Source organism: Nodosilinea sp. LEGE 06152 (assembly GCF_015207525.1).
GTDB lineage: Bacteria > Cyanobacteriota > Cyanobacteriia > Phormidesmidales > Phormidesmidaceae > Nodosilinea.
In genome coordinates this window covers 486,247-509,927 of sequence record NZ_JADEWR010000002.1, presented here as the reverse complement: position 1 = coordinate 509,927, position 23,681 = coordinate 486,247, and the positions used below count along the sequence as shown (strand labels likewise).

The 23,681-nt window shown below is 57.5% G+C and carries 16 protein-coding genes and 2 pseudogenes; 5 read left to right on the top strand and 13 right to left on the bottom strand.

The window, feature by feature from the left end; all coding sequences use genetic code 11:
- Nucleotides 1–69: 69 nt before the first annotated feature.
- The gene (locus IQ265_RS04680) at nt 70–492 is read left to right on the top strand and encodes a hypothetical protein (protein ID WP_194051046.1); all 423 of its coding nucleotides are present in this window, start codon (nt 70–72) and stop codon (nt 490–492) included.
- A 357-nt stretch (nt 493–849) separates the two neighbouring features.
- Here the strand turns inward: IQ265_RS04680 and IQ265_RS04675 are convergent, their stop codons facing one another.
- From IQ265_RS04675 to IQ265_RS04665, 3 genes are read right to left on the bottom strand one after another with little or no spacing between them, the layout of a single operon-like run.
- Nucleotides 850–4,533 carry a CAAX protease gene (locus IQ265_RS04675; RefSeq protein WP_194051045.1) on the bottom strand — a complete coding sequence of 1,228 codons (3,684 nt, stop codon included), beginning with the start codon at nt 4,531–4,533 and terminating at the stop codon, nt 850–852.
- Nucleotides 4,534–4,539: 6 nt separating this feature from the next.
- Entirely contained in the window at nt 4,540–5,451 is a 912-nt protein-coding gene (locus tag IQ265_RS04670) for a PHP domain-containing protein (RefSeq protein WP_194051044.1), read from the bottom strand.
- A gap of 52 nt (nt 5,452–5,503) precedes the next feature.
- Nucleotides 5,504–6,019, bottom strand: a complete 516-nt coding sequence (locus IQ265_RS04665; RefSeq protein WP_194051043.1) for a hypothetical protein — start codon at nt 6,017–6,019, stop codon at nt 5,504–5,506.
- A 253-nt stretch (nt 6,020–6,272) separates the two neighbouring features.
- Here IQ265_RS04665 and IQ265_RS04660 point away from each other — a divergent pair, with 253 nt between their 5' ends.
- Together IQ265_RS04660 and ndk are read left to right on the top strand one after the other, a co-directional pair.
- Entirely contained in the window at nt 6,273–6,854 is a 582-nt protein-coding gene (locus IQ265_RS04660; protein WP_194051042.1) for a hypothetical protein, read from the top strand.
- A 128-nt stretch (nt 6,855–6,982) separates the two neighbouring features.
- Entirely contained in the window at nt 6,983–7,432 is a 450-nt protein-coding gene (gene ndk / locus IQ265_RS04655; RefSeq protein WP_194051041.1) for a nucleoside-diphosphate kinase, read from the top strand.
- A 318-nt stretch (nt 7,433–7,750) separates the two neighbouring features.
- Here the strand turns inward: ndk and mtnC are convergent, their stop codons facing one another.
- The 3 genes from mtnC to IQ265_RS04640 form a co-directional block, all read right to left on the bottom strand.
- Nucleotides 7,751–8,464 (bottom strand): acireductone synthase, encoded by a 714-nt coding sequence (gene mtnC / locus IQ265_RS04650; RefSeq protein ID WP_194051040.1) that lies wholly within the window; start codon nt 8,462–8,464, stop codon nt 7,751–7,753.
- Complete coding sequence (locus tag IQ265_RS04645) at nt 8,451–9,002, bottom strand: cupin domain-containing protein (RefSeq protein WP_194051039.1); 552 nt, start codon at nt 9,000–9,002, stop codon at nt 8,451–8,453. The genes mtnC and IQ265_RS04645 overlap by 14 nt, the downstream gene beginning before the upstream one ends.
- Before the next feature lie 62 nt (nt 9,003–9,064).
- Nucleotides 9,065–9,700, bottom strand: coding sequence for a methylthioribulose 1-phosphate dehydratase (locus IQ265_RS04640; RefSeq protein WP_278002716.1), 636 nt, complete (start codon nt 9,698–9,700; stop codon nt 9,065–9,067).
- Nucleotides 9,701–9,894: 194 nt separating this feature from the next.
- Between IQ265_RS04640 and IQ265_RS04635 the strand changes: the two genes are divergently transcribed.
- Nucleotides 9,895–10,293 carry a response regulator gene (locus IQ265_RS04635; protein ID WP_194051036.1) on the top strand — a complete coding sequence of 133 codons (399 nt, stop codon included), beginning with the start codon at nt 9,895–9,897 and terminating at the stop codon, nt 10,291–10,293.
- A 147-nt stretch (nt 10,294–10,440) separates the two neighbouring features.
- Here the strand turns inward: IQ265_RS04635 and IQ265_RS04630 are convergent.
- The 7 genes and pseudogenes from IQ265_RS04630 to cheB form a co-directional block, all read right to left on the bottom strand.
- A pseudogene (locus IQ265_RS04630) lies at nt 10,441–12,716 on the bottom strand (hybrid sensor histidine kinase/response regulator).
- A gap of 393 nt (nt 12,717–13,109) precedes the next feature.
- Nucleotides 13,110–13,340: pseudogene (locus IQ265_RS29815) on the bottom strand (Hpt domain-containing protein); the annotation flags it as partial.
- A 55-nt stretch (nt 13,341–13,395) separates the two neighbouring features.
- Entirely contained in the window at nt 13,396–14,853 is a 1,458-nt protein-coding gene (locus IQ265_RS04620; protein WP_194051033.1) for a methyl-accepting chemotaxis protein, read from the bottom strand.
- 76 nt (nt 14,854–14,929) lie between these two features.
- On the bottom strand, nt 14,930–15,955 hold the full coding sequence (locus IQ265_RS04615; protein WP_194051031.1) for a chemotaxis protein CheW: 1,026 nt from the start codon (nt 15,953–15,955) through the stop codon (nt 14,930–14,932).
- Between the two features lie 457 nt (nt 15,956–16,412).
- On the bottom strand, nt 16,413–17,951 hold the full coding sequence (locus IQ265_RS04610; RefSeq protein ID WP_194051029.1) for a protein-glutamate O-methyltransferase CheR: 1,539 nt from the start codon (nt 17,949–17,951) through the stop codon (nt 16,413–16,415).
- A gap of 3 nt (nt 17,952–17,954) precedes the next feature.
- Entirely contained in the window at nt 17,955–18,794 is an 840-nt protein-coding gene (locus tag IQ265_RS04605) for a pentapeptide repeat-containing protein (RefSeq protein ID WP_194051028.1), read from the bottom strand.
- A 370-nt stretch (nt 18,795–19,164) separates the two neighbouring features.
- Nucleotides 19,165–20,235 carry a chemotaxis-specific protein-glutamate methyltransferase CheB gene (cheB, locus tag IQ265_RS04600; protein WP_194051026.1) on the bottom strand — a complete coding sequence of 357 codons (1,071 nt, stop codon included), beginning with the start codon at nt 20,233–20,235 and terminating at the stop codon, nt 19,165–19,167.
- Nucleotides 20,236–20,830: 595 nt separating this feature from the next.
- Between cheB and IQ265_RS04595 the strand changes: the two genes are divergently transcribed.
- Nucleotides 20,831–23,626 carry a PAS domain-containing protein gene (locus tag IQ265_RS04595; RefSeq protein WP_194051024.1) on the top strand — a complete coding sequence of 932 codons (2,796 nt, stop codon included), beginning with the start codon at nt 20,831–20,833 and terminating at the stop codon, nt 23,624–23,626.
- Nucleotides 23,627–23,681: the final 55 nt, after the last annotated feature.

Below are 23,681 nucleotides of genomic sequence, written 5' to 3'. Positions count from 1 at the left end.
GCTAGAATTTACTGTGAATATAAGTTCGGTAACGACTCGGCAATTGAAGGTGCAGAAAGGAGTTCGTTTATGCCGTCTCTCAGAACTATTCTTCTCATCGACAGCACTGTATGCTTTGCTTATGGAGCGATATTAACAGTTGCTGCAGACTCGCTGGCTCACGTCCTCATGAACAATGCTGTTTCTTTACTTGGTTATTCGCCACAAGAGGCACTTAGAGTTTTAGGGCTGTGTGTACTAGGCATTGGGTTGTATGTTTGTGGTGTGGCCTGCACGAGACAAATTGTACCTATTGCAGTTTGGCTAGTGATCGGAATTGAGGTTTTTTGGATAGTTGGCAGCCTGTTGCTATTAGCTTGGATTAGAGATGCGCTCTCTTGGATAGGAGTCACATTGATTGTTTCAGGTGCTATAGCTGTCTGCAGTTTCATGGTCTTTGAGCTGATTGGGCTCCAAGCCCTGTTGCGAAGTCGCTTTGAAATGAGCCAATAAACTTCAATCTTGTGCTGTGCTCCGTTAAGCAGCGATCGATTTTCTGCCACCGTTCAAAAGAACTGGTGTCGTGAACACATTCTAGGCGATGGCTATATCCTAAATAGCTGAGTTACCTCTGGGTCGTTTTGAAAGCAACAAGATTTGAGATGGATGAATAACCTACTGAGGCAAGTCAGAAGAGCTATGACGAATTAGTAGGGCAGGCTGTGTCAGTGGCAATCTCAAGTTACGCGTTGCGGACACTGCTACCAATAAGCCGCGTTTGTATGTGCTGAACGACCTGCGTATTAAAGTGGGTGGGCCAATTCAAACGTAGGATGGGTTAGCGATAGTTCGTACCTGGTTCCCTTAGGCCTACAGCGTAAACGGGGCCAGGGGTGAAATATCGGGATCGTGGCCACCAATTTGGTTTGTGCGCAGTACCCAGAGGGCGGCTCCATGACTTAGACAGAGCTGGGTCATGGTGTCACTGGCTTTGCGGGGCAGCATGGTGCGCCAGCTTAGGAGGCCTCGCCCCAGGGTTTTAAGCGGGAAATCTGACAGGTTGCTGCCCAAAGACTCTTGCTCGTCTGCCCAGTCAGCTCGGGCGCTGCCGAAGGGCAACAGCTTTTGCTGAAGGTTGCGGCGCAGCTTAAGGAGCTGCTGAAACTGCTTGGCCTGGTCGGGGTTTTGGGCTTCCCAGGCTTTGAGGGTGGCGCAGTGGGCAATGACTGCGGCTTCTATATGAATGGCGCTGGCATACATGGCCTGGTTAGAGTCTTGGGCGCAGTTGTTGGCGGGGCCAACATAGGTGACGCCCGTGCCATCGCCCGTGCGGTAGCGGGCCGTCATCAGCTCTAGCTCCAGGCGCAGGTCATCGAGCGCCGACCAGGGCCGACCGCCAAAGTCGAAGGGCTGTGTATAGGCGGGCAGCTTGATCAAAATATCCGACACGGGCCGGGTGCCCATAAAACCCCACTGGCGATCGCCCATATACAGCGACCAGTCTAGGGTGCCCGCCACCAGCCCGCGCCGGTTGTGGGTGTAAACCTGGTGATAGTGGATGTCGAACTGTAGTTCGTTGGCCAGGGGGTCGCGCACCACAGTGGCAATGCCGTAGGCGAAGTGGCCAAAATAGATGGGCCCCTGAGCAGCGGGCTCACGCTTCTGGCCACCAATGCCGCCGTAGACATGCACCAGCAGCGCCCGATCGCCTTCCTGCCACTGGGCAATGGCAGCTCGCTCAGTAGGGGCTTTGGGGTCAATTAATATCGACTCGGCCGTGCCCTTTTTCTGCTCTAGATTGCTCCACGACTCGCGGCGCAGGTACTGCCGACCCTGGCGATCGCTAGTAATCATGCGATCGGGCTGCAGCTGAAACAGATGCCGGGGCCGCAGCGCTTGCACCACAAACTCGCCATCGTGGGATTGAGCGCCATAGATATACCAGCCAGTGCTGTTTTGGGGCGATCGCTCCAGCCCGGCGTTGGTAAAGGGGGCTACTCCGTTGTCGTCGGACACCACCGTAGGCAGCCGCACCGTTTCGCTTAGCCCGTCAAAGGCATGAGTGGCTGTGTTGTAGTGAACCACCCGGTAGCGCTCTAGGGCATCATCGGCTGGGCCTAAAAACTGCACCAGAGCAGTATAGGAGCCAGAGATTTGGATTGGTTCGTAGACGATGGTGAGGGTGAGGGATTGGGTGGGCGAGGCAGATGAGACGGTGGGGGGATGAGGGGGCAAGCCCTGGTCTACCATCACGGGCTCCGGCAGTTTGATAATAATGTCATCAATGGGGTGAGCCCCTGCTAGCGACTCGAGGGGGGTGACCAGTCGCCAATGGTTGAGGCGGGTGGGCAAAATTAGCCCCTGACGATGAGAATCCTCGGCTTCAGCGCTGAAGTGAATGTCGCGGGTAACAGCCTGAAACCTTTTTTTAAGATCGGTTTCACCCTGCCAACGCAGGGGCACTCGCTGGCCTAGCCAGGCACGGTAGGCGGGCGGCGTGTGCAGCAGTTCGATCCACACGTCGTCTAGATGGGGACGTTGTTCCGGCTCGGGCAGCACTAGCCGTCCTACCCAGTCGCCCACGGGGCGGTACCAGGGGGCGGGCAGGGTTTGCTGCACCGGGTAGTAGCTGGGGTGGTTAAAGGCCGCGCTTTGAAAGTGGTAGTAATTGCCCAGCTTAACCACCTGAATTCGCTGAATATTCAGGTGCTGGCGCAGGTCGCCCACCAAAATATTGAGGGTGAGATCGAGGGTTTGCTGCAGGTGGCTGCGACCATCGGGCAAAATTGCCTGGTCGTCCAGTACGCCCCCCGGTGTCTGGTGGCCCACCGGTCCTAGGCTAATGAGGGTAATTTTGCCCTTGCGCTTGGCCCGGTTCCAGTAAGACAGCGGCACGACCTTCCAGCGGCGGGGGAACATGACAGGCCCCAGGCGCTCGACGGGGTCTTTGGTGCCCACCAGGTGATAGATCTGCTCGGCCTCGGTGGCGCGCCCGTTGCCGCTGATCACCCCCGCCAGAGAAATAACCTCAATTGGTGCTCCCAGGGCCTGTTTTAGAAAGGGCAAAATACCCAGGGCGATCTGGCCACCGCCGCTGTAGCCGATCAGCGTCAGGGGAATGCCGCCTGCGGTGGGGTAACCAGCCTGCACCAGGCTTTCGTAGACCTGCTGGGCCACTCCTTGGTTATAGATGGGGCCAAAGCGCTGGTCTGCAGACACTGCCACAATCAAAATGTTGCGCAGGTTGATCACCATCCCAACCCAGGGGCCGAGGCGCTTGGTCAACGACTCAATGCCGCGCCAAAAGAAGGCTAGGGGTCGGTCTTGGGTCAGCGATCGGTTCAGCACCGAGTAGGGAATCAGCCCTTTGACCAGGGCAATATTGGCGGGCAGGTGGTGGCTCAGCTCGTCGAGATAGCGGGCGACGGCGGGCTGATAATCGGCGGTAGCTTGGTTAATGCCGTCGAGGTAGACAATAAACCGGCGCGGGTAGGCCGGGCCACCATCTGGTTCGTTCACCGGCTCGGGGCTGAGCGTATCGACCCCATCGCCGTACCAGCCAGCCCACCAGCCCAGGGCTTCTAGGGGGGCCAGCATGGCGGCGACCACCAGCGCGATCGCACCGATCCAGAGCAAGTCGGCCAGCCAGCGAGCCGTCCGGCTCTGCCCCTGCCAGGTGGTCATCACCGCTCGCAGGGGTTCTAGGCTCAGGGCCACCAGCAGGGCCAGCAGGGCCAGCCCCAGGTAAATCCACAGCAGGTCTAGCCGCCGCGATCGCCGCTGAGAGAGTTCTTCTAGGGCCGCAGGCAACAATGGATTCGCCGCGATCGCCTCAGCAGAACTCGGTACGGTCGGTGGCGCGATCGATTTGCCAGAGCGATCTTCGTCTATGGTCTCCATCGGCTCTACCACTGGAGAATAAGCCGCAATTAAGGTCTTGAGCTGGTCGCGGTTGACCACCAGCTTCATCCCGGCGGTGCGATTGGTAAGCCACCGCCCCAGGTTGACAACGGGCTGCCCCACGGTCTGCTGCAGCACCAGCAGCACAACCCAGCCCAGCACCACGTGGCTCACCGCCTGAATGGCGGTGAGATTGGCTAGCACCGCAAAGCCCACCACCACCGCCAGCAGGTTCCACACCAGCAGCAGCCGCAGCACCGGCACCCCCAGGTAGGGCATCGCGCCAAAAAAGCTAAATACCAGCGGCAGGTAGCTAAAGGCCAGGCTGTCGGTCACCGCCTGCCACGGAATGGCCTGATCTAAAAACCAGCGACTGGCCAGCCAAATGCTCAGTGCCCAAAACAGATAGCCCGCCACAAACAGCAGCGCCGCCAGCACCAGACTCAGCCCAAACCGCAGGGGTTTCACCCGATTGACAAACAAAATAATGCTTTGAGCCACCGCCTGAGACAGCCCGGCCACAAACACCACCGCCAGCGCCAGGGCGTCAACGGTATCGGTCGGAAACCGGCGTAGGGCCAAAAATGCCTCAGGGTCGAGGGTTAAGATGCCCGCCAGCGCCCGACCCAGGGTGTCAAACGTCAGGTCATTCATATCGGGTCATTTATGGTAGGCCAAACCCGTTGCGGCCTGCTTCAGCGGTTCTAGCAGCGCCAGAGGAAGCTGCAGGTGGTTTAACCCCACAGGAGCATCGGTTTGTTTTTTAGATGGCTGCTTGGCATTAGCGCCGCCCTTGCCCGCAGATTTTGAAGATTTGGACTCTGAGGGGCCGTGGTAGTCGCTGCCGCCGGTCATCAGCAGGCCGTAGCGGTGGCAGTACTCCTCTAGACGCCGCACATCGCTGGGGCTGTGGTGGGGATGGTACACCTCAACACCCATCAGCCCCGCCTCTACCAGCTTGAGCATGAGGGCATCTACAGTCGACCCTTTAAATAAATAAGGGTGTGCCCACACCGGCACCGCACCGCAGTCTCGCAGCAGCTGAATGCCCTCGGCGGCCGAAAATTTTTCGTACTGCACGTAGGCGGGGCCGTGGTCGCCCAGCCAGCGGTCAAAGGCTTCTCGCTTGGTGGTGGCGTGGCCAGCCTTGACCAGCGCTGTCGCTAGGTGGGGGCGGCCTGGGGCCATGCTGCCCGACATTGCAGGCAGTTCGATGGGGTAGCCCAGCGCAGCAAGTTTATCAGCCATTTGCTGAGCGCGGCGGCGGCGACCTGCAATGCGTTCGCTCAGGGGCGGCTCTAACCGGGTGCGGTTGGGGTAAAAGCCTAATATATGCAGCGATCGCCCGTTTTCTACCGTGCTTAGCTCTACCCCTGGCACCACCTCCAGGGTCTCGCCTGATGCCTCTTTTGATGCCTTTTCTGATGCTTCAAGAGCCTCATCCCACCCGGCCAGGGTGTCGTGGTCTGTAATCGCCAGCGCCTTTACCCCGGCGGCGATCGCCGCTGCCACCAGTTCGGTTGGGGTTAGCGTGCCGTCTGAAAACGTGGTGTGGCTGTGCAGGTCGAGCATTGTAGTAGCACTAGGCGTCGGGGTATATCTTCCATTGTGCCGTATGGCCCGCCTACGCCGTGGCTCTGGCCTGACCAATAGCCTGGCCAATTGTCTGCTCGACCAGGGCCTTCGCCTTTTCGTCAAGGGTGAGCCAGTTGATCTCGCCGTCAGGGTCGAGCAGCGCCGGATCAACGGTCACGGGCTGGTCGGGGCGGTAGTCGCTAAAGCACACCGCAAAACACAGCTCCCACACGTCAAGGGTAGCGGTTCGAGGCTCCTCCGCTGCGCCAGCGCCCTGGGTGAGCTGCAGCTCGTAGCCGGGCACTGGGGTGGGTAGCTGACCGAGCTGTTGGCGAATGGCGTCTGCTTCTGCCGGGGAGGCTCCCTCTAGCTGGGCGGCCAGATCGCGAACCTGCTGCCGCTGGGCGGCGGTGGTATCTCCCGGCCAGCGCACCTGCTCCAGGTAGTCGCTGCGCCAGTCGAGGGTTTCGGTGTGCTTGCGAATATTGTCGACTACACGAATTAGGCAGGGCTGCATGAGCTGGGCAGCCAGGGCTTCGTCAGTAGGGGTAGCAAAGGTCAGCATGGGGGCGGCTGTGGCAGCATAGGAAGAAACACCAGGGCGGCTTTACCCGGCTGACTTAAACCGAGCGGTCGGCCAAAACGGTCTGGCAAAACCAGCAGGTAAACCCAGTGCAACTGGACGTGACAGCATTTTAGCTGACCCCAGGCTGCTCCGGTGGCTAAAATCAAAGGCCACACTACTGAAGTGCCGCACTACTTGGGTTTGCACTACTGGGCAAACCCGCTTTGCTCTCTAAACCAATTCTGAGGACGGTATGCCCCTGCGGCCCTTCCACAGCTCCGGTGCCGGGCTCGAATATCGCCTGCTGATGGCCCTAATCATGGCCGGGGCCGCCCTGGCCACGGTACTGCTGATTCAGCTCTTGCTGCCCTGGCTCGTGGTCGGCGGGCTCGTAGGTGGTGCAGTTTGGCTCTGGCGGCGGCGGCAGGCGCGAGAAAAGGCGCTGCACCGGGTGTTTTATGCTCAAATTGCTGCTCACCAGGGCCGCTTGAGCGTGCTCGACTTTGCGATCGCAGCCCAGATTACCGGCCGCGAAGCCCGCCAGTTTCTCGACCAGCGCGCCGAGGAGTTTTGGGGCGACTTTGAGCCCACCTCCACCGGGGACGTGCTCTACACCTTTCGCTCGCCGAATACAGCGGCGGTCAGGGCCGCCCCGCTCGCCCTCTCGCTGACCGCCGCCGACCTGGCCCAGCGGCTGGGCTGCACCGTCACCGATGTAGTCAACCATCACAGCCAGCCCCATTTTGGGCAGTGGAGCCGCGATCGCGACCCCGACGGCTGCGGCTGGCGGTATGATGCAGAGCGCGATCGCTACTGGCCCAACCTTAATGCCTAGGGCTCAAACCATAAAACTTTGGCCAAATCCTTTACAAAGTGGCCACCGTTTCCCAGCATAGAAAAGGTCTTTCAACCACAGACGCTTTCGCAACCAACCCTTTCACCACGCATTAGGAACAGGTATCTATGGAACGCACTTTTTTGATGATCAAGCCTGACGGTGTTCAGCGCGGCCTGATCAGCAACATCATCGGCCGGTTTGAGACCAAAGGTTTTACCCTGGTCGGCATGAAGTTTATGGCGGTCTCGCGCGAACTGGCCGAAAAACACTACGACGTGCACCGCGAGCGCCCCTTTTTCGCCGGTCTGGTTGATTTCATCACCTCTGGCCCGGTTGTGGCCATGGTGTGGGAAGGCGAGGGCGTAATTGCCTCCGCCCGCAAAATTATCGGCGCAACCAAGCCCCTAGAGGCCGAACCCGGCACCATTCGCGGTGACCTAGGCGTCACCGTCGGCCGCAACATCATCCACGGCTCCGATGCGCCCGAAACCGCGCAGGCCGAGATTGCCCTGTGGTTTAGCGATGCCGAGCTGGTCAGCTGGGAACCCGCCGCTAAGGGCTGGCTCTACGAGTAGTCAAAACAATCCTGACTTAGAACGATCAGGCCCAAAACATCGCAGTGTTCCTTCCAGGCATTGCGATGTTTTTTTCTAACGCGTATCGGATCCTGGTTGAAAAGCTGGTCTCATACCAATTACCCATGCCGTTAGTGCGGCATCCCAACAATGAAAACAGCCATAGCCGTTCCCTGAGCGGAGTCGAAGGGACGGCTATTTTTAGAGCAAGCTAGAGCATATCCGAATCGCATAAACCAGGTTCTAAGTCGGCGGCTTACGTAGGGGCAAACGGTGTTTGCCCAGCCCAACCGTGGGCTAACCAACGTGAATTCAGCATTAAGCCTCACTAAAGGCGATCGGCAGTTCTCCAAAGTGCTTTATGGCCTGTAGGTCTGGCTCAAAATCGGGCGTGCCGGGGCGTTGTACCGCGCAGACTCGCCAACTGGCCTGTCGCGCTGCCGCCAGCTCGCCGGGATGATCCGACAAAAACAGCAGCTCTTGGGGAAGTATTCCTAAAGTTTCGGCAATCTTCTGGTAAGAATTAGGGTCTACCTTAGCGCCAGTGGTAGTGTCGAAATAGCCGCTAAAGCAGGGGGTAAGATCGCCGACGATAGTGTTGGCAAACAGCAGTTTCTGCGCCGCGATCGAACCTGACGAATAGATATAGAGCGGCACCCCCCGCCGATGCCACTCCTGAATGTAGGCAGCGGCATCGTCATAGATATGGCTGTAGTAGGCTTTGGTGCGGTAGCCCTCATCCCAAATCATGCCCTGTAGCGCTTTGAGCGGGGTTACTTTTTGGTCGGCCCTGGCCCAGGTCAGAAGTTGAGCAATGCAGTCGTCAATAGACAGATCCTCGTTGCCAACCTCGGCTCGCACCTGGGCCAAAATAGCCTGCCCCTCAGCCGTGGGCGTTAAATCGGCCATAAAAGCTTCTAGCCGCGCTTCGGCATAGGGAAACAGGGTGTTTTTGACGAAGGCAATGTCGGTGGTGGTGCCTTCGATATCCAGTACGATTGCCCCTAGGGGCTGCTGGTCAAGCAAAGGCATGGTAATTAGGAAATCCTTTGGCGATGGGGCTGTCGGTAAAATGGGCCACCCAACCCTCGGGGTTGCAGAACAGGCGAATGGCGGCAAACTGCGGGGCTTCGCCCATGTCAAACCAGTGGGGGGTGTTGGCGGGTACGCCGATCAGGTCGCCAGCCGTGCAGAGGGTGGCATAGATCTTATCGCCTAGGTGCAGATAGAAAACGGCCTGCCCCTCCACGAAAAAGCGCACCTCGTCTTCTTTATGGATGTGCTCCTCGAGAAATTTTTGTCGCAGTTCAGTTTTTTGCGGATGCTCCGGGTGCATGCGAATGACATCGGCGGTGATGTAGCCGCTCTCGGCCTTGAGGCGATCGATGTCTTTGGCATAGGCGGTCAAAATCGCTTCGGGTTCGGCGTCCTGGGGCAGGGGCGACTGGGTTTGCCACTGCTCAAAGCGCACGCCAGCGCTGGCCAGGGCCGAGGCGATCGCCTCGGCATCCCGATATTCGTCCAGCAGTGTCGCACCATCCTGGTCGCTAAAAATGCGGAGTAGGGTCATCAGTTGTCCTTTAGGTCAGAGGGTGGTTTAGAGAATTGGCTATATCTCTAAGTTTAAAGGTGCTAACTCAGTTTTTGGCTAAGTAACAGGTCTTGAAGGGCGCAGCTAACCAGTACCTCCAGGGCTTCGGTCGCCATCCGGGCTTGGGCCACCGTCGCCCCCCAGCTATACAGCCCGTGGCCCGCAATGATGTACCCCACCGGGGTTGTCAAAGCCTCAAGCTGGGCCAGTACCGCATCGCTCAGGGTCACCATATCCTGGCTGTTGGCCACAATGGGCACGGCAACCTCTACCTCATGGGTGGTAATGCCCGGAAAGGCCTTGAGCAATTCGTAGTTAGTCAATACCAGGCTATTGTGGCCTTGCCTCAGCAGCCAGCGCGACAGGCTGACGCAGTTGACTGAATGGGTGTGCAACACAGCCCCCACCGCTGGATACACCTGATACAGGCTGGTGTGCAGCAGCGTCTCTGCCGAAGACCGCTTGCCGGGGCTGAGGGGCTGGCCCTCAAGGTTAACCGCCATAATGTCGTCTGGGGTGAGCTGGCCTTTGTCGCGCCCCGACACGGTAATGGCGATCGCCCCATCGTCTAGTCGGGCTGAGTAGTTGCCGCTGGTGGCCGGTGCCCAACCCTGGCTGGCCAAGTAGCGGCCCGCCTCTGCTAGCGATCGCGCGATCGCGTCAAACTCCATGCTCAACCGATCCTTCCCAATTCTGCAAAATCAGCACTATAACACCAAAGTTTTGACGATAAAGACTGTGGCGGCTGGGGAATGTTGAGATACTCAGCTAAATACTGTGCCATTAAGTATAAGTACGTTATGAAAAGGTGGAGTTTTTGGGCATAACTATAGGTAAGCGCCCGTGTTGACCCCAAGAGGTTGTTCGACTTATGTCCACCTGTGTTGCCACAAAGCAAACTGTTTTATCGGTAGATGACAGCTTAATTAGCCAGCAAATGATAAAACGAGCTTTAGATACCAGCTACCGGGTGCTCTTGGCCGACAACGCGGTAGATGCCCTCTCTGTGATCTATCAAGAAGCGGTTGAAGCGCTGCTGCTCGACATCTCGATGCCCGGTATTGATGGCTTTGAGCTGTGCCGTACCGTACGCAGCCTGCCCCGGTTTAAGAACCTGCCCATTGTTATGGTCACCTCCCGCGACACCGAGGCCGACCGCCAAGAGGCCCGCATGGCCGGAGCCTCAGGCTACCTCACCAAGCCCTGCGAACCTGAGCGGCTCAAGGCCGTTATGGGCAGGCTGCTGCCGCAATCGCTGGACGACAACTAGCGTTCTGTTTGGTCTTGGCACTGGCCTGCTGGGGTCGTCTTTCACCGAACTCAATTGAACTCAACTGGGCGATCGCTGATATGGAGGTAAACACCGCTTGCCCCACATCAGCGATCGCTTTTCAATGGCCTTTGTAAAGGCCCAAAACTAGCTTAAAATCAGCCGATTCAGCGTTTCAAACAGCAGATCTTGGGTAAAGCTGCCCTTGGGAATGTAGGCATTGGCCCCGGCCTCGGCTCCTCGACGGCGATCGTCATCGCTGGCCAAAGTCGTTACCAGCACTACCGGAATCTCGTTGTATTCCCGGTGCTGGCGAATGCGCTGGGTTAGCCCCAGCCCGTCGAGATTGGGCATTTGCACATCTGAGACAACGGCATCGAAGTCCCGCGACTGAAGCTTTTTAAAGCCATCCATGCCGTCTACAGCGGTGACAACCTCATAGCCCGCCGATTCAAGAATGCGTTTCTCCTGGGTGCGGGTCGCGATCGAGTCTTCGACCAGTAAAATGCGCTTGGGCCGAGGCTCACTGGGTAAGTCAACCGGAGTCAGAGCCTCCTGCGGCAAGGCTGAAGCCCCGGCCCGGTGACGCACGGCCGACATCAAATCTTGAGGGTTGAGCACCAGGCACACGTCGCCGGTCCCCAAAATGGTGGCCCCAGAAATGTACTTCACCCGCTTGAGCAGCTGACTCTGGGGCTTGAGTACCACGTCTTGCTCATCGATCAGAGCATCGACAAAAACGCCCAGGCGGTCCTGGCCCACCCGCACAATAATGCAGGAAAGCCGCTGGTGCGCCCGACGGGAAGGGGCCTCAGGCGCGGTTTGCTTGGCTAGATTCAGCAGATCAGACAGCCACACTACCGAGATGGGGTGGTCTTCGTAGACAATGGTGCTGTGGCCCTCCAGGGTAAAAACATCGCTGGTTTGCACCAGGCAGGTGGTCTGCACAAACTCTACGGGGAGAGCGAAGGTTTGGCCGCTCGCCCCCACCAGCAGCACGTGGGCGGTTGTCAGGGTGGTGCCCAACTGCACGCGCAGGGTACAGCCCTGTCCCGGCGTAGACTGTACCTCAATGGTGCCCTTCAGCCGCTCGACGTTGGTGCGCAGTACGTCTAGCCCCACCCCTCGGCCTGAGATCTCAGTCACCCTGGTACGCGTCGAAAAGCTGGGGCTGAGAATCAGCGATCGAACTTGGTTGGGAGTCAGTAGTTCTAGCTCTTCGGGGCGGTATAGCCCTCGGCGCACGGCGGTTTGTTTTATAGAGTTGAGGTCGAGCCCGCGTCCGTCATCGCTGACTTCCAGCACAATGCTGGTAGCGGTCTGAGAGCCGCGCAGGGTAATCGTGGCGACCTCGGGCTTACCCTGTCGTCGCCGTTCCTCCGGAGGTTCAACGCCGTGGTCAATGGCATTGAGAATCATGTGCAGCAGGGGGTCTTTCATGTCTTCGAGAATGCGCTTGTCGGCGCGGGTGTCGCCGCCTTCGATGACAAGTTCTACCTGTTTGCCTTCCTGACGAGCGAGATCGCGTACCAATCGGGGAAAGAGGTTAAAGATGGTCGATAGCGGCATCAGTCGCAGGGTGCGAATGCCCTCCTCCAGGCGGCCCGTGATTCGCTCCAGGCGATCGGTGTCTTCGTGCAGGGCGCTGCTGATCTGAGCGGCCAGGGTGCCCAGTTGTTCTAGCCGCTGCTCGGCACGGTGGTGGAAGCCTTCGAGCTGTGGCCACACGGGTTTGCCCTGCTGCGCCTCGTGGAACAAAAAGCGATTGATGAGCAGATCGCGGCTCCACTCTTCCCACAGGTTGGTGATGGCGTCGATCTCGGTCAGGCGGTGGGCAACACGGGTTTTGGCCACCGTTAGCTCGCCGCTGTCGTTCATCAACAAATCGAGGTTGTGGGTGGGTACCCGGATTGTATCAATGCGGTAGTTAGAGGTTTCAGTGAGGAGGGTGTCGGGGTTGGGGGTGAGGGAGCATGCGGGGGGTGAGGGTGAGGGAGGTRKKKWKGYTAKSSSWGRWGWGGNRRSSKAKSGYGNSRKTGGSKGGNCNNTTGGGATGCGCCCATGAGTTCGGCGAGTACGTAGAAGACGTTGACGTTGGTGGGTTCGCCAGTGGTAGCTTCATGGACAAGCTGCTTCATGGCGACCATGCCGTGGGCCAGGCGATCGCACAGATCGGCCGACAGGGGCGCTTCGTTGCGCTTGACCAGGCCGAGCAGGTGCTCGATCTGGTGTGCGATTTTGCCTAAATCACCAACGCCCAGCATGGTGCTGTCGCCCTTGAGAGAGTGGGCATCGCGCAGTAGGGCTTCGAGCAGGGCCTGGTCGTCGGGGTATTTTTCGAGGTGCAGCAGACCGTCATCGAGGGCTTGCAGGTGCTCTTCGCTGGTGCTTTTGAAGATGCTGCGCAGTTCGTCGTCGTCAATGTAGCGATCGCTGCGGTCTGTGGCCTGCCCAAGGGCGATCGCCCCACTGGCGATCTCATCCGCTATCCCAACAGGCCAGCCAATGTCGCGATCGGTTGCCACTTCAGGGCTAACAAAAATGACATCGACAATGTCGTCAACAGTGCCATCCGTCGCATTCCTAGTCGTGTTTTGGGGCGTATTCTGGGGGGTATTTTGGGGAGCTTCACCGGCTGAGGTGTGCTCGGTCTCAGTGGAGGAGGAGGCTAGCTCGGCTCCCATCAGGTCGGCAATCACGTAAAACACCTTGACCTGGGCCGGTTCGCCGGTAACCGCTTCATGAACGATTTGCCCCATAGCCGTCAGGCCGTGGGCTAAGCGATCGAACAGGTCTGAGGAGAGGGTTTGCTCGCCCCGCTTAATGGCTCCCAGCACGTGCTCAAACTGGTGGGCCACCTTGCCCAGGTCGGTAACGCCAAGCATGTTCCCATCCCCCTTCAGAGAGTGGGCCTCGCGCATCAGGTCGGCTAAGACCTCTTGGTCGTCGGGGTGTTTTTCGAGGCGCAGCAGGCCGTCGTCGAGGGCTTGCAGGCGCTCGGCGCTAGAGACTTTAAAAATATCGCGCAGCTCGACGTCATCAATCATCATGGTAGGGTGCTTCCCTCTGGTGTCTATGTGAAGCCCTGATGGGGCGCTGGGGCTAAATGGCTACCGTGAGCTGAATGGCGCTCTCGTTGAGCTGGTGGGTACCAATTTTGATTTGGCCGATGCCGCTGGCGGTTTCCTGTGCGCCTATGTTGAGGCTGTTCATGGCGCTTACCACCTGCTGAATGGCCACGGCCTGCTGCTTGATATTGAGGGAAATCTGCTGGCTGTTGAGCACGACATTGTTGACGGCATCGGCGACCCCAGCAAAGGCGTCGGCGGTTTCTGCGGCAATTTTGACCCCTTCTTCTACTTTTTTAGTGCCTTCGTCGGTCACCATCACCGTCGAGTTAATGGCGGTTTGAATGTCGGCTACCAGGGCGTTGATTTTCTCGGCTGACCGCTTGCTCTGGTCAGCTAATTTGCGAATTTCACCTGACACTACGGCAAAACCCCGACCGTGTTCTCCGGCTCGCACGGCCTCTACGGCAGCGTTAAGGGCCAGCATGTTGGTTTGATTGGCCAGGTCGCTCACCAGGCCAGAGATGCCGCCAATCTGGCTGGTTTGCTCGCTGAGCCGAAGGATTTGATCGGCGATCGCATCCACTTTTTCCCGCAGGGCGGTCATGCCCTCTAAACTACGCTCAACCGCCAGAGTGCCTCCTTCAGCCAGCGCTAGCGCCTGCTGGGCTCCGGCGGCGGCGGCTTCAGCCTGTTCTGCCGACTGCCGCGACGAGGCCCCCAGTTCATCCATGGTGGTGCTGGTTTCGCTCACCGAGGCTACCTGCTGGCTGCTGGTGCGCTCCTGCTGCTCAACACTGGCGGCAATCTCGCTGGCCGAGCTGGCAATATCGCCAGCGGCCTGGTTCATCAGCCGCGAGGCTTTGAGCACAATCAGCGTGCCAATCAGCGTCGACAAAATCACCGACAGGGCTGCCGCACCAATTAGCGTTAGCTGCAATCGCCGTAGGGCCGCAGCCTGGCTGGCCTCGTCAGTGGCCACAATCTCATTTTCTAGCTCTTCCATAGCCGTGAGCAAGCTGTCGATTTCGCTGGTTAAGGCGCGACCGTTGCTCTCTCGCCAGGCTTGTACGCCCGCCTGGCTCTGGTTCTCGTTGACCAAGTTGATCATGCCTTGATGCAGTTCGATAAACTGCTTAATAAGCGCGTCTACTTCGGTCAAGTTTTGCCGCTGAGCGTCGTGGATAATCTGAGTATTCAGCTGTTCAATTAGGGCTGCATAGTCGGTTTTTGCCTTATTAAAATCTAGTAGAGACGTAGGATTTCTTTGCAGCAAATAGCCGCGAGTGGCGCGGGCCATAACTTGAACATTGAGGTTGACGTGGTCAACGCTTTCCTTAATTTCCCTGGCCCGTCTCACTTCCTCAAGAGTCGTCGCCAGCTGACGCACATTAACCACCGTGATGCCCGCAGAGAGGATCAGCGCCACAACGGGTACCGAGTAGCCCAGTACAATCCAGTGGCGTAGTTTCCAAATCTTGTGTTTTTTCATGGTGTATCTCCGTAGGGGTGGCAAGTGCAGGCGTACGTTAAACAATAAAAATGGTCAATCGCTTGAGAGAGTCGATTTAACCTGACTGATCGACTACTAGCTCACCTTGGGTCAGCAGCGTGGGTAAGTCTAAAAGGCTCATCATGGTATCGCCGTAGCGGGCTACGCCTCTGAGGTAGGGGGTTTCGTTGGAGTGAACAGCGGTGGGCATAACCGCCACCTCTAACGCATTCACATAGACCACATCAAAAACATCGTCGACAACCACCCCAGCTACCAGCGAACCCAACCGCATAACGACGGCTTTGTGCGGCGGCGCAGCAGCGGCAGGAGGCAGGTTTAAGAAGCGCCGCACATCGATTAGGGTTAAAATTTCACCACGCAAATTCATGTTGCCGACAATGTGCGATGGGCAGCAGGGAATGGGTGTTACTTGCGAAACATTTGTAAACTCGTGCACCGTTTCTAGCCCCAGGGCAAACTGCTCTCCTGCCAGGCTGACAATGGCCAGGGCCGATTGGTCGGAGGCGTTTTCTGTGGCTAAAAGCTGCGCCAGTTCGGCTGCTCGCCTTCGCAATACCTGTTGCTCAACCGGTTCGAACTGAGCCATAAATCGGTTGGCTGTGCCCTCTGTCTCTGCCCGTGGCGTTGCACCAGCGGGGGCCACGTCTGCTGCGCCCTGCACTAGCGCCGCCGGGTTAAGCAGAATAATCACGCTGTCGGCGTATTGCGCTAATCCAGCGGTCAGCGAGTGCTCGGTGTTGCCGATGTAGGGGGTTTCTAGAGTTGTAGTAATGCTGTGGGGGGCGATCGCCTCTACGTTTTGGATGTGGTCAACCACCAGCCCCACCCGTTGACCCCGGTGCTGCACCAGAACTACGGCCTGGCCCAGGCTATTGGGCTGAGTGGGATGACCCAAAAACAGCCTGAGGTTTAACACGGGTAGCAGCTGGCCCCGCAGATTGAGCACGCCTACGACCTCTGGCCCCACCTCAGGCACCGAGGTCAGGGCGGGCAGCAAAAAGATTTCCTGTACTACTTCGGCCGCCAGTCCGTAGGGGGTATCGCCTAGGGCAAAAAGCAGGTAGGAGGTAGAGTTCATGACAGATGACTTAGCGAGAAGATGCGGCACAGAGCGATGAAGCACAGGCGGCGAGCCCAATGTCCGGCCAAGGAAGCAGGGTCGCCGGGCTTAGCATTCCCGCAGAAGGCAGATCAGCAGCAATACACTGCGCTGATTCGGTAGTTGAGGAGGTACAGCGGCGGCCAGTTCATTCAGAACATTGGTAACCGTCAGGAGCGAAAACTTGAGTGGCGAGCTGGCGTATAGCCATTGCTTTAGAAACGTTGGCCCATCCTAACCCTACTGACGTTGGCTATAGGCAATAGCTAAGAAGTGCGGTAGTGGAACGCTACCAGGTGAGCTAGCACCCTAATCAAGCCAAGTTTCTATAGGTAGGAAAGCACAATTAAACCTAGAATCTGCGTAGGATGGGCAAAACAGCGCGTGCCCACCATTAGGGCAGTGAGCTGAGTACAGTTGAGGATGTTTTACAGGGTCAAGTTTCTGAATTGCCAATTTTTGAGGTTAGATGGTGTTGCCACTGGGCAACGGTTGTATCACTGTAATGGTCTAGCCGAGCCTCGGGGGGCAGTTTGGCTAACAACATGAGGGCGTGACTGCGCATTTTTTGGGTCTTGTCGGGCTGTTTTTCACGCTCGTAGATGCTGGCCAAGTCGAGATAGGCTTTAACAAAGCTGGCGTCTAGGTAAATAATTTTGCGGAGGTGTACTTTTGCCCCGTCTAGATCGTTTTGATCTTCAGCAATTTGGGCCAGCAAATAGTGCATCTCTACGCTCAAAGGGTGGCGACGAATGACCTGGAGGCATAGGTGCTTGGCCTGCTCGTGGCGGCCTGTGTTGGCGTAGGCGCGGGCGGCAATTTTGCGAGCAGCATCGCACCTAGGATGGGCCTTAAAAATGGCTTCGGCTCTACAAATAGCGCTGGTGTAGGCCTCTTGCTCAAGCAGTGTTTCGGCTTGTCGCAGCGCTTTTTCTAGGTCGACCTGGGTTTGGTGTGTAACCCCAGCTTCGGGGCGAGGCGTGGTTTGAGCTAGACTTTTGGCTTTGAGGGCAGCGATCGCTCGCTGCGGTTCTAGAGCAGGAATTGTTGCGGCCTGAACAGGCTGAGGGGGAGCTAGTCTCGACTCCGGCTGCTTTTGGTAAACGATAGATTCTGAAAAACTGAGGGTTTTAAACCGGCTAGTATCTTGGCTGTAAAGCTCGGTGTGGCCGGTGAACAAGTAGCCCTGAAGCACCAGCGCCCGGTGAAACTTTTGAATAATTTGACCGATCGCCTGACTGTCGAGATAAATAAACACGTTGCGGCAAAAGATGAGGTCTATATTGCACAAACTGCTGGCCGGGTGGGGGCAGGGGTCGCTGAGCAGATTGCCGCACTGAAAGGTAACCCGCTGCCGCAGGCGATCGCAAATCTGATGAATTTGGCGATGAGAATGAAAGTATTTTTGCTGTAGGTTGGCGGGCATTTGCCGAAAGGACCAGTTGCCGTAGAGTCCTAGGCAAGCGCCGTCCACAGCGGCTTTGCTGATGTCGGTGCCGATAAGCAGCGTATCCCAGTGGTCCCACGGAAAGTTGAGTTCGTCGAGGGCGATCGCAATCGAATACAGCTCCTCTCCGGTTGAGCAGCCCGCGCTCCAGATGCGCAAACTGGGCTTAGCCCCTGGACCTGCTGCCGCCTGTTTGCGGCTGATGATGTCGGGTAGAATGCGCTCGGTTAAGAGCCTAAACTGGTTGCTGTCACGAAAGAAATAGCTTTCGTTGATGGTCAAAATCGAGTACAGCTCCTGCCACTCTGAAGTGGAAACTGCTCCTACGGTTGACCCGACCAATGAGCCCTTGCCGTTCTCCAGTTCGTTGAGCAGGTAGGTGTGATAGTCAGCCAGCGACGTTAGGTGCAGGCTGTTGGCCCGCCGCCATACCTTTTCTGCAAGGGAGCTATAGTCTTGGTCGCGAATGTGAATGCCGGAGTGCTGGCTGATTAAACCACTAATGCGCTTGAGAATCAGGTCATCCATGGCTTAGTTCAAAGCGCTAGAGTCGATGGTGATGGCGTCTCTATCGTGGCCGGGGTGGGTCAAAATGAGCTGGCCCAGATTGACGCGCCACAGGTTGGTTTTCTTAAAGTTGGCCCCCGCCAGCTGGGCGTAGTCGAGGCAGGCTTCGGATAGGTTGGCCCGAAACAGGTTGGCGTTTTCGAGTGAAGTATTGCTGAGGTCGGCCAGCCGCAAAACGGCCTCGCGCAGGTCGGCTTCGGTCAGGTCGGCCCCGGTCAATATCGCTCGAAACAGGTTGGTGCCCACGCAGCTAGCCCGGCGCAGGTTGGCCTTGGCCATGTTGGCCCCCATCAGGCTGGCGCAGTTTAGGTTGCTCTGGCACAGGTTGGCGTTGCAGAGGTTGGAGTAGTAAAACGTCGTTCTGACCAGGCTGGCCGATTGCAAAATGGCCTCTCGCATATCGACTTCATAAAAATTAGATTCCCCCAGATCGGCATCAGTCAGCAGCGTTTCCTGCATGTCGGCTTTGTAGAAGTGCGAGTGCCGCAGATTGGCGTGGCTGAGGTTGGCCGTGTAGAGGTTCGTTTTGTAGAAGTCCACCATGCTGAGATTGGCGCTGCTGAGATCGGCCATACAGAGGTCGCAGCGGTACAGGGTCGACGACTCAAAGTTGGCGCGGGTAAAAACGCTTTCCCTCAGGTTGGCTTCGTAGAAGTTGGCGTGGCGAAAGTCGACACCGGGCAGATGCAATCGGCCTAAATCTGCCCCCTGAAAGTCGGGGCGAATGCTGGGGTTCTGAATGCGCCAGGCGTTCCAGGTTTCAACTCCTTTCTCTAGAATGCTTAAGTGCTCGGTGTTTGCCATTGGTTAGTGCTCCCTAAGTTACGCATAGTGACGGCTGGCTAGAAAGGCCATGCGTAGCGTGACGATGTCAGAACAGCCTTTGACCGGGAGTGTTCAGCGGTGCACTGAACCCATGAGCGGTTGAGGGGCCTCTAGGCCATTTCCTGCCCGCCAAGAGCATAGCCAGTCTCTTGGTGAAGCGAGTAGACCCTGAATTAGACTCTGCACCCGCACCCAGGACGGTGCGATGGAAGCCTAGCTCGCACTCAACTTTCCCCAAAAGGAGGGCTTATTAACACTTATTTACATAGTTGCGTAATTTCCTCAGACCCCTGGTGAAACTACGCTGTTAGACCTGTCCTGCGATCGCCTTCACCGGTAGACCGCCGATCTATCCAGGCAGGGTTAGAAAGGCCTGGCTCAGCAGGTAGGGTGCGATCGCGCTCAGCGGCAGTACCCGCTGGGCGGCCCCCAGGGCGATCGCCTCCTTAGGCATACCAAACACCACGCAGCTGGCTTCATCTTGGGCAATGGTAAGGCCCCCCGCCTGGGCGAGGGACTGCAGCCCATCGGCCCCGTCTCGCCCCATCCCCGTCAGCAGTACCCCCACTGCCTGCCGCCGGTAGTGGGCCGCCACCGATTTAAACATCACCGTTACCGAGGGGCAGTGCCCGGCCACTGGCGTACCCTGGGAGAGCACTATTTGCCCCCTGGCATTGATCTCCAGGTGGTGCTGCTCGGGGGGAAAATACACCACGCCGGGCTGCGGCGTATCGCCAGGGTTGGCAATGGTCACGCGCAGGGCGCAGCTGCTGTCGAGCCAGTCGACTAGCCCCCGCAAAAACCCGCTGCTGATGTGCTGCACACAGATAATCGGGACCGGAAACGTTTTGGGCAACGGCTGCAGAATGGCCAGCAGCGCCTGGGGTCCGCCGGTTGAGGCCCCGATCGCCAGTAGCCGAGGGGTGCGGATATCGATGGGGCGAACCGCTGGCTGAGGGGGCAGGGACAGCGCGGCAGCGGCAGCACTGCGCCGCCGATGGGTAAAGACCGTTACCCCTGCCAGCACTCGAACTTTGGCCAGTAGATTGGCTTTGGCCTTTTCGTACTCTGAGGCCAGGCCAGTACGGGGTTTGGGAAAAATATCGAGCGCTCCAGCCTCTAGAATACGGAATACAGTCTGGGTGTCCTCTGGCTGCACTGAGGCGCTGATCACTAGGATGGGGCAGGGAAAACGGGCCATCACCTCCTCGGTCAGCTCTAGCCCGTTCATCTTGGGCATGTGTAAATCGGTGCAAATTAGGGTGGGCTTGACCGTCGGTATGATGTCTAGCGCCTCCTGACCATTGCGGGCCACACCGACTACTTCCATATCGGGGGCATCTCGAAAAATGCGCTGCAAAAGAGCTAGGGCAACGGGCGAGTCTTCTACTAGCAGTAACCGAATCGGGCCAGCGGGCATCTAAATATCTCTAAATATCTTTGGGGGGTCGCTTTTAGAGCGTTTGGAGGCCAGGGTTAATCCAGCTCAGTGGGGTTCTAAAGCATATAGCTTTCTTCGCCCCCCTGCACCCTACCTCGCTGCTGAGACGGGGGCGGTTGAGCAGCGGCCGTTGGGAAGAGGCAGATAGGCCCGGAGGATTGCGATAGACTATCGATTATTAACAAGCGTCTATAAAATCAATCTCAATGGTATGCGCAGGACGTGAGAGATTTGGGCTTACTATCCTGAGCAAAGACTTTTTCCCGATTCTCTTTAAGGTTAAAAAAAGGACGACAGGAGAGGCCGCACTCGATAACCGTGGTGATGGTTGAGATAGGTGTTGTAATTCTTGATGCAGTAAAACAATAGTTAATTTGAGCACTGTAATCTAGCCATTCGGTTGGTGAGCAGGATTCTCTAAGCTGGGTATAGTTTGTCTGTAGTAAGCCTGTGCTAACTACGGGTGGCTCTATAGAGCGGGCTGAATCTCTACAATAATCACTACAAGTCGAAGCGCGATCGCCGCCTTCTATCTTGCCAACCTGCAAACCTCAAAGCCGCTGCAGTTCACAAGATGACATCATCCAACAAGTTAATCTTCCTGCGCAATGGAGGAAAAACTGGATCGCTCATTCAGGCATTTAACTGGGCGGATACCCCACTGGGGCCAATCGAAGGATGGTCGCAGAGTCTTAAGGTGGCGCTGCAAATTTTGCTTGCTTCCAAGTTTCCCATGCAGATTTTGTGGGGATCTGAATACATTCAGTTTTATAACGATGCTTACATTCCGATCGCGGGCAATAAGCATCCCACAGGCATTGGCCAGCGAGGGGCCGACTGCTGGCGGGAGGTGTGGGATTTTGCGGGGCCGCTGCTCGATCGGGTGATGGCAACCGGCGAAGCCACCTGGTCTGAGGATCAGCCTCTGGTTTTAAACCGCAACGGTCAGCCTGAGGAGGGGTATTTCACCTTTTCCTATACGCCCATTTGGGATGAGTCGAACCGGGTGGGCGGCATTTTTATTGCCATCAATGAGACAACGCAAAAGATTTTGGGTGAGCGCCGCGAGCGGACCCTGCGGGCAGAGGCTCAGACGATTGCCAGGAGTTTGGAGAATGTTTTAACCAGCATCAGCGATGAGTTCATGATGTTTGACTCAAACTGGTGTTTTACCTACGTCAACGATCGCGCCGTCACCGCCCTGCACACCCCTCGGCAGGCTCTGCTGGGGCGATCGATTTGGGAGGTGTTTCCCCAGGCGGTGGCCACGCCGTTTTACCAGAAGCTGCACGGGGCGGTCGAGGCGCAAACCGCCACTAGCTTTGAGCTGTTTTGCGCCGACGAGGGGCGCTGGCTCGAAAATAGGGTCTACCCGTTTGGCGATGGGGTGTCGCTGCTGCGGGTTGACATTGGCGATCGCAAGACGCTAGAGCAAGCCCTGCAAGCTTCCCAGGACCAGCTCGACAGTTTGCTCGATACGGCCCCCGCCTCCATTGCTCGGTGCCGCTTTTTTGCCGACCGCACCTACGTTTTAGACTACCGCTCGGTGGGGTGCGAAGCCCTGACTGGCTATACCCTAGACGAGCTGACCCCCGAGCTTTGGATGGCCCGCACCTTTGCTGAGGACTGGGCGGCGAATGCCGAGGCGATGTTTGCGGCTGTGTTTGAGCAGCGGCCGATCACGGTGGAGTATCGGTTTTTGCACAAAGATGAAACGGTGCGGTGGATAGCAGACAGCCTCACCTCTCGCCGAGATGAGGCCCAAAACTGCTGGATTGTGACAATGGTTGGCATTGATATCACGGCTCGCAGGCAGGCCGAAGATGCCCTGCGAGAGAGTGAAGCACGCTACCGGGTGCTGGCTGAGGCCATGCCCCAAATGGTTTGGATGGCCGATCGAACCGGCGTGAAGTACTGGAATCAGCGCTGGTACGACTACACTGGCCTGCCCAGGAATACCGCCTTGGGCACGGCCGGCACGCAGACGGTGCATCCCGATGAGCAGCAGCGCGCGATGGAGCTTTGGCAGCAGGCCCTAGAAAAGGGCGAAGCGTTTGACCTCGAGCAGCGCATTCGTCGCCATGACGGCGTTTACCGCTGGTTTATCAATCGCGGGCTGCCGGTGCAGGACAGCAGCGGCGAAGTTACCCGCTGGGTGGGCACCATTACCGATGTAGACGACAAAAAGCACCTCGAAGACCAGCGCGCCCGGCTGCTCGAACAAGAACGCGTGGCTCGCGAAGCCGCTGAGAACGCCAACCGCATCAAGGACGAGTTTTTGGCGGTGCTCTCCCACGAACTCAGGTCGCCCCTCAATCCAATTTTGGGCTGGGCCAAGCTGCTGCGCACCACTCAGCTAAGCGAAGCCAAGACCGAATACGCCCTCGAAACCATTGAGCGTAACGCCCGCCAGCAGTCTCAGCTGATTGACGATCTGCTGGATGTCTCGCGCATTTTGCGCGGCAAGCTGATCTTAAATAGTCTGCCCACCTCGCTACCCGCCATCATCGACGATGCCCTCGAAACGGTGCGCTCCGTGGGCGAGACCAAGGGCGTGCAGATTCAAGCTGAGCTAGATGCGGCTCCCTTAAAAGTGCTGGGCGACCCCAACCGGCTTAAGCAGGTCGTTTGGAACTTGCTGTCTAACGCGGTGAAATTTACCCCCGAGGGTGGCCAGGTGATGGTGCGGTTAGCCTACGCTGACGATTGGGCTGAACTTTGCGTTAGCGACACCGGCAAAGGGATTGACCCAGCCTTTTTGCCCCACGTTTTTGACCGCTTTAGACAGGCCGATAGCACCACCACCCGCGACTTTGGCGGGCTGGGGCTGGGGCTTGCGATCGCCCATCAAATTGTTGAAATGCACAGCGGCACTATTCACGCCGAAAGCCTGGGTGAGGGGCAGGGGGCCGACTTTACCGTGCGGCTGCCGGTGATGCTGAACGCGGTCGAGGAGCCTCTCCCCCTTCCCCAACGGGCTGGCTTTGATGACCTGCACAACATTCACGTCATGATTGTTGAGGACGATGCCGACAGCCGCCATTTAATCACCGCAACGCTACAGCAGTATGGGGCTCAGGTGACGGCTTTATCTTCTGCTACCGACGCGATTGTCGCGATCGCTGAAACCCGGCCCGATGTTTTGGTGAGTGATATTGGCATGCCCGGCATGGATGGCTACATGCTGATGCAGCGGCTGCGAGACATGCCCCACGTCGGTCAGGTACCGGCGATCGCATTGACCTCTTACACTACTAAAGTAGACCGCCGAAAAATTTTTGCCGCCGGGTTTCAAAAGCACTTACCCAAGCCCATGGAAGTCGCTGAGCTGATTGAGGCAGTTTTGGCGCTGGTACCACGCTCGAATTGAGCGGTTAAAGAAGCTAAATTATGCCGCCTATGTTAAATGCTTAAATTCACCTTTA

What these genes read in the sequence shown, in the direction of transcription:
- IQ265_RS04680 (WP_194051046.1), top strand. Translation starts at nt 70, where the DNA reads ATGCCGTCTCTCAGAACTATTCTTCTCATCGACAGCACTGTATGCTTT.
- IQ265_RS04675 (WP_194051045.1), bottom strand. Translation starts at nt 4,533, where the DNA reads ATGAATGACCTGACGTTTGACACCCTGGGTCGGGCGCTGGCGGGCATC.
- IQ265_RS04670 (WP_194051044.1), bottom strand. Translation starts at nt 5,451, where the DNA reads ATGCTCGACCTGCACAGCCACACCACGTTTTCAGACGGCACGCTAACC.
- IQ265_RS04665 (WP_194051043.1), bottom strand. Translation starts at nt 6,019, where the DNA reads ATGCTGACCTTTGCTACCCCTACTGACGAAGCCCTGGCTGCCCAGCTC.
- IQ265_RS04660 (WP_194051042.1), top strand. Translation starts at nt 6,273, where the DNA reads ATGCCCCTGCGGCCCTTCCACAGCTCCGGTGCCGGGCTCGAATATCGC.
- ndk (WP_194051041.1), top strand. Translation starts at nt 6,983, where the DNA reads ATGGAACGCACTTTTTTGATGATCAAGCCTGACGGTGTTCAGCGCGGC.
- mtnC (WP_194051040.1), bottom strand. Translation starts at nt 8,464, where the DNA reads ATGCCTTTGCTTGACCAGCAGCCCCTAGGGGCAATCGTACTGGATATC.
- IQ265_RS04645 (WP_194051039.1), bottom strand. Translation starts at nt 9,002, where the DNA reads ATGACCCTACTCCGCATTTTTAGCGACCAGGATGGTGCGACACTGCTG.
- IQ265_RS04635 (WP_194051036.1), top strand. Translation starts at nt 9,895, where the DNA reads ATGTCCACCTGTGTTGCCACAAAGCAAACTGTTTTATCGGTAGATGAC.
- IQ265_RS04620 (WP_194051033.1), bottom strand. Translation starts at nt 14,853, where the DNA reads ATGAAAAAACACAAGATTTGGAAACTACGCCACTGGATTGTACTGGGC.
- IQ265_RS04615 (WP_194051031.1), bottom strand. Translation starts at nt 15,955, where the DNA reads ATGAACTCTACCTCCTACCTGCTTTTTGCCCTAGGCGATACCCCCTAC.
- IQ265_RS04610 (WP_194051029.1), bottom strand. Translation starts at nt 17,951, where the DNA reads ATGGATGACCTGATTCTCAAGCGCATTAGTGGTTTAATCAGCCAGCAC.
- IQ265_RS04605 (WP_194051028.1), bottom strand. Translation starts at nt 18,794, where the DNA reads ATGGCAAACACCGAGCACTTAAGCATTCTAGAGAAAGGAGTTGAAACC.
- cheB (WP_194051026.1), bottom strand. Translation starts at nt 20,235, where the DNA reads ATGCCCGCTGGCCCGATTCGGTTACTGCTAGTAGAAGACTCGCCCGTT.
- IQ265_RS04595 (WP_194051024.1), top strand. Translation starts at nt 20,831, where the DNA reads ATGACATCATCCAACAAGTTAATCTTCCTGCGCAATGGAGGAAAAACT.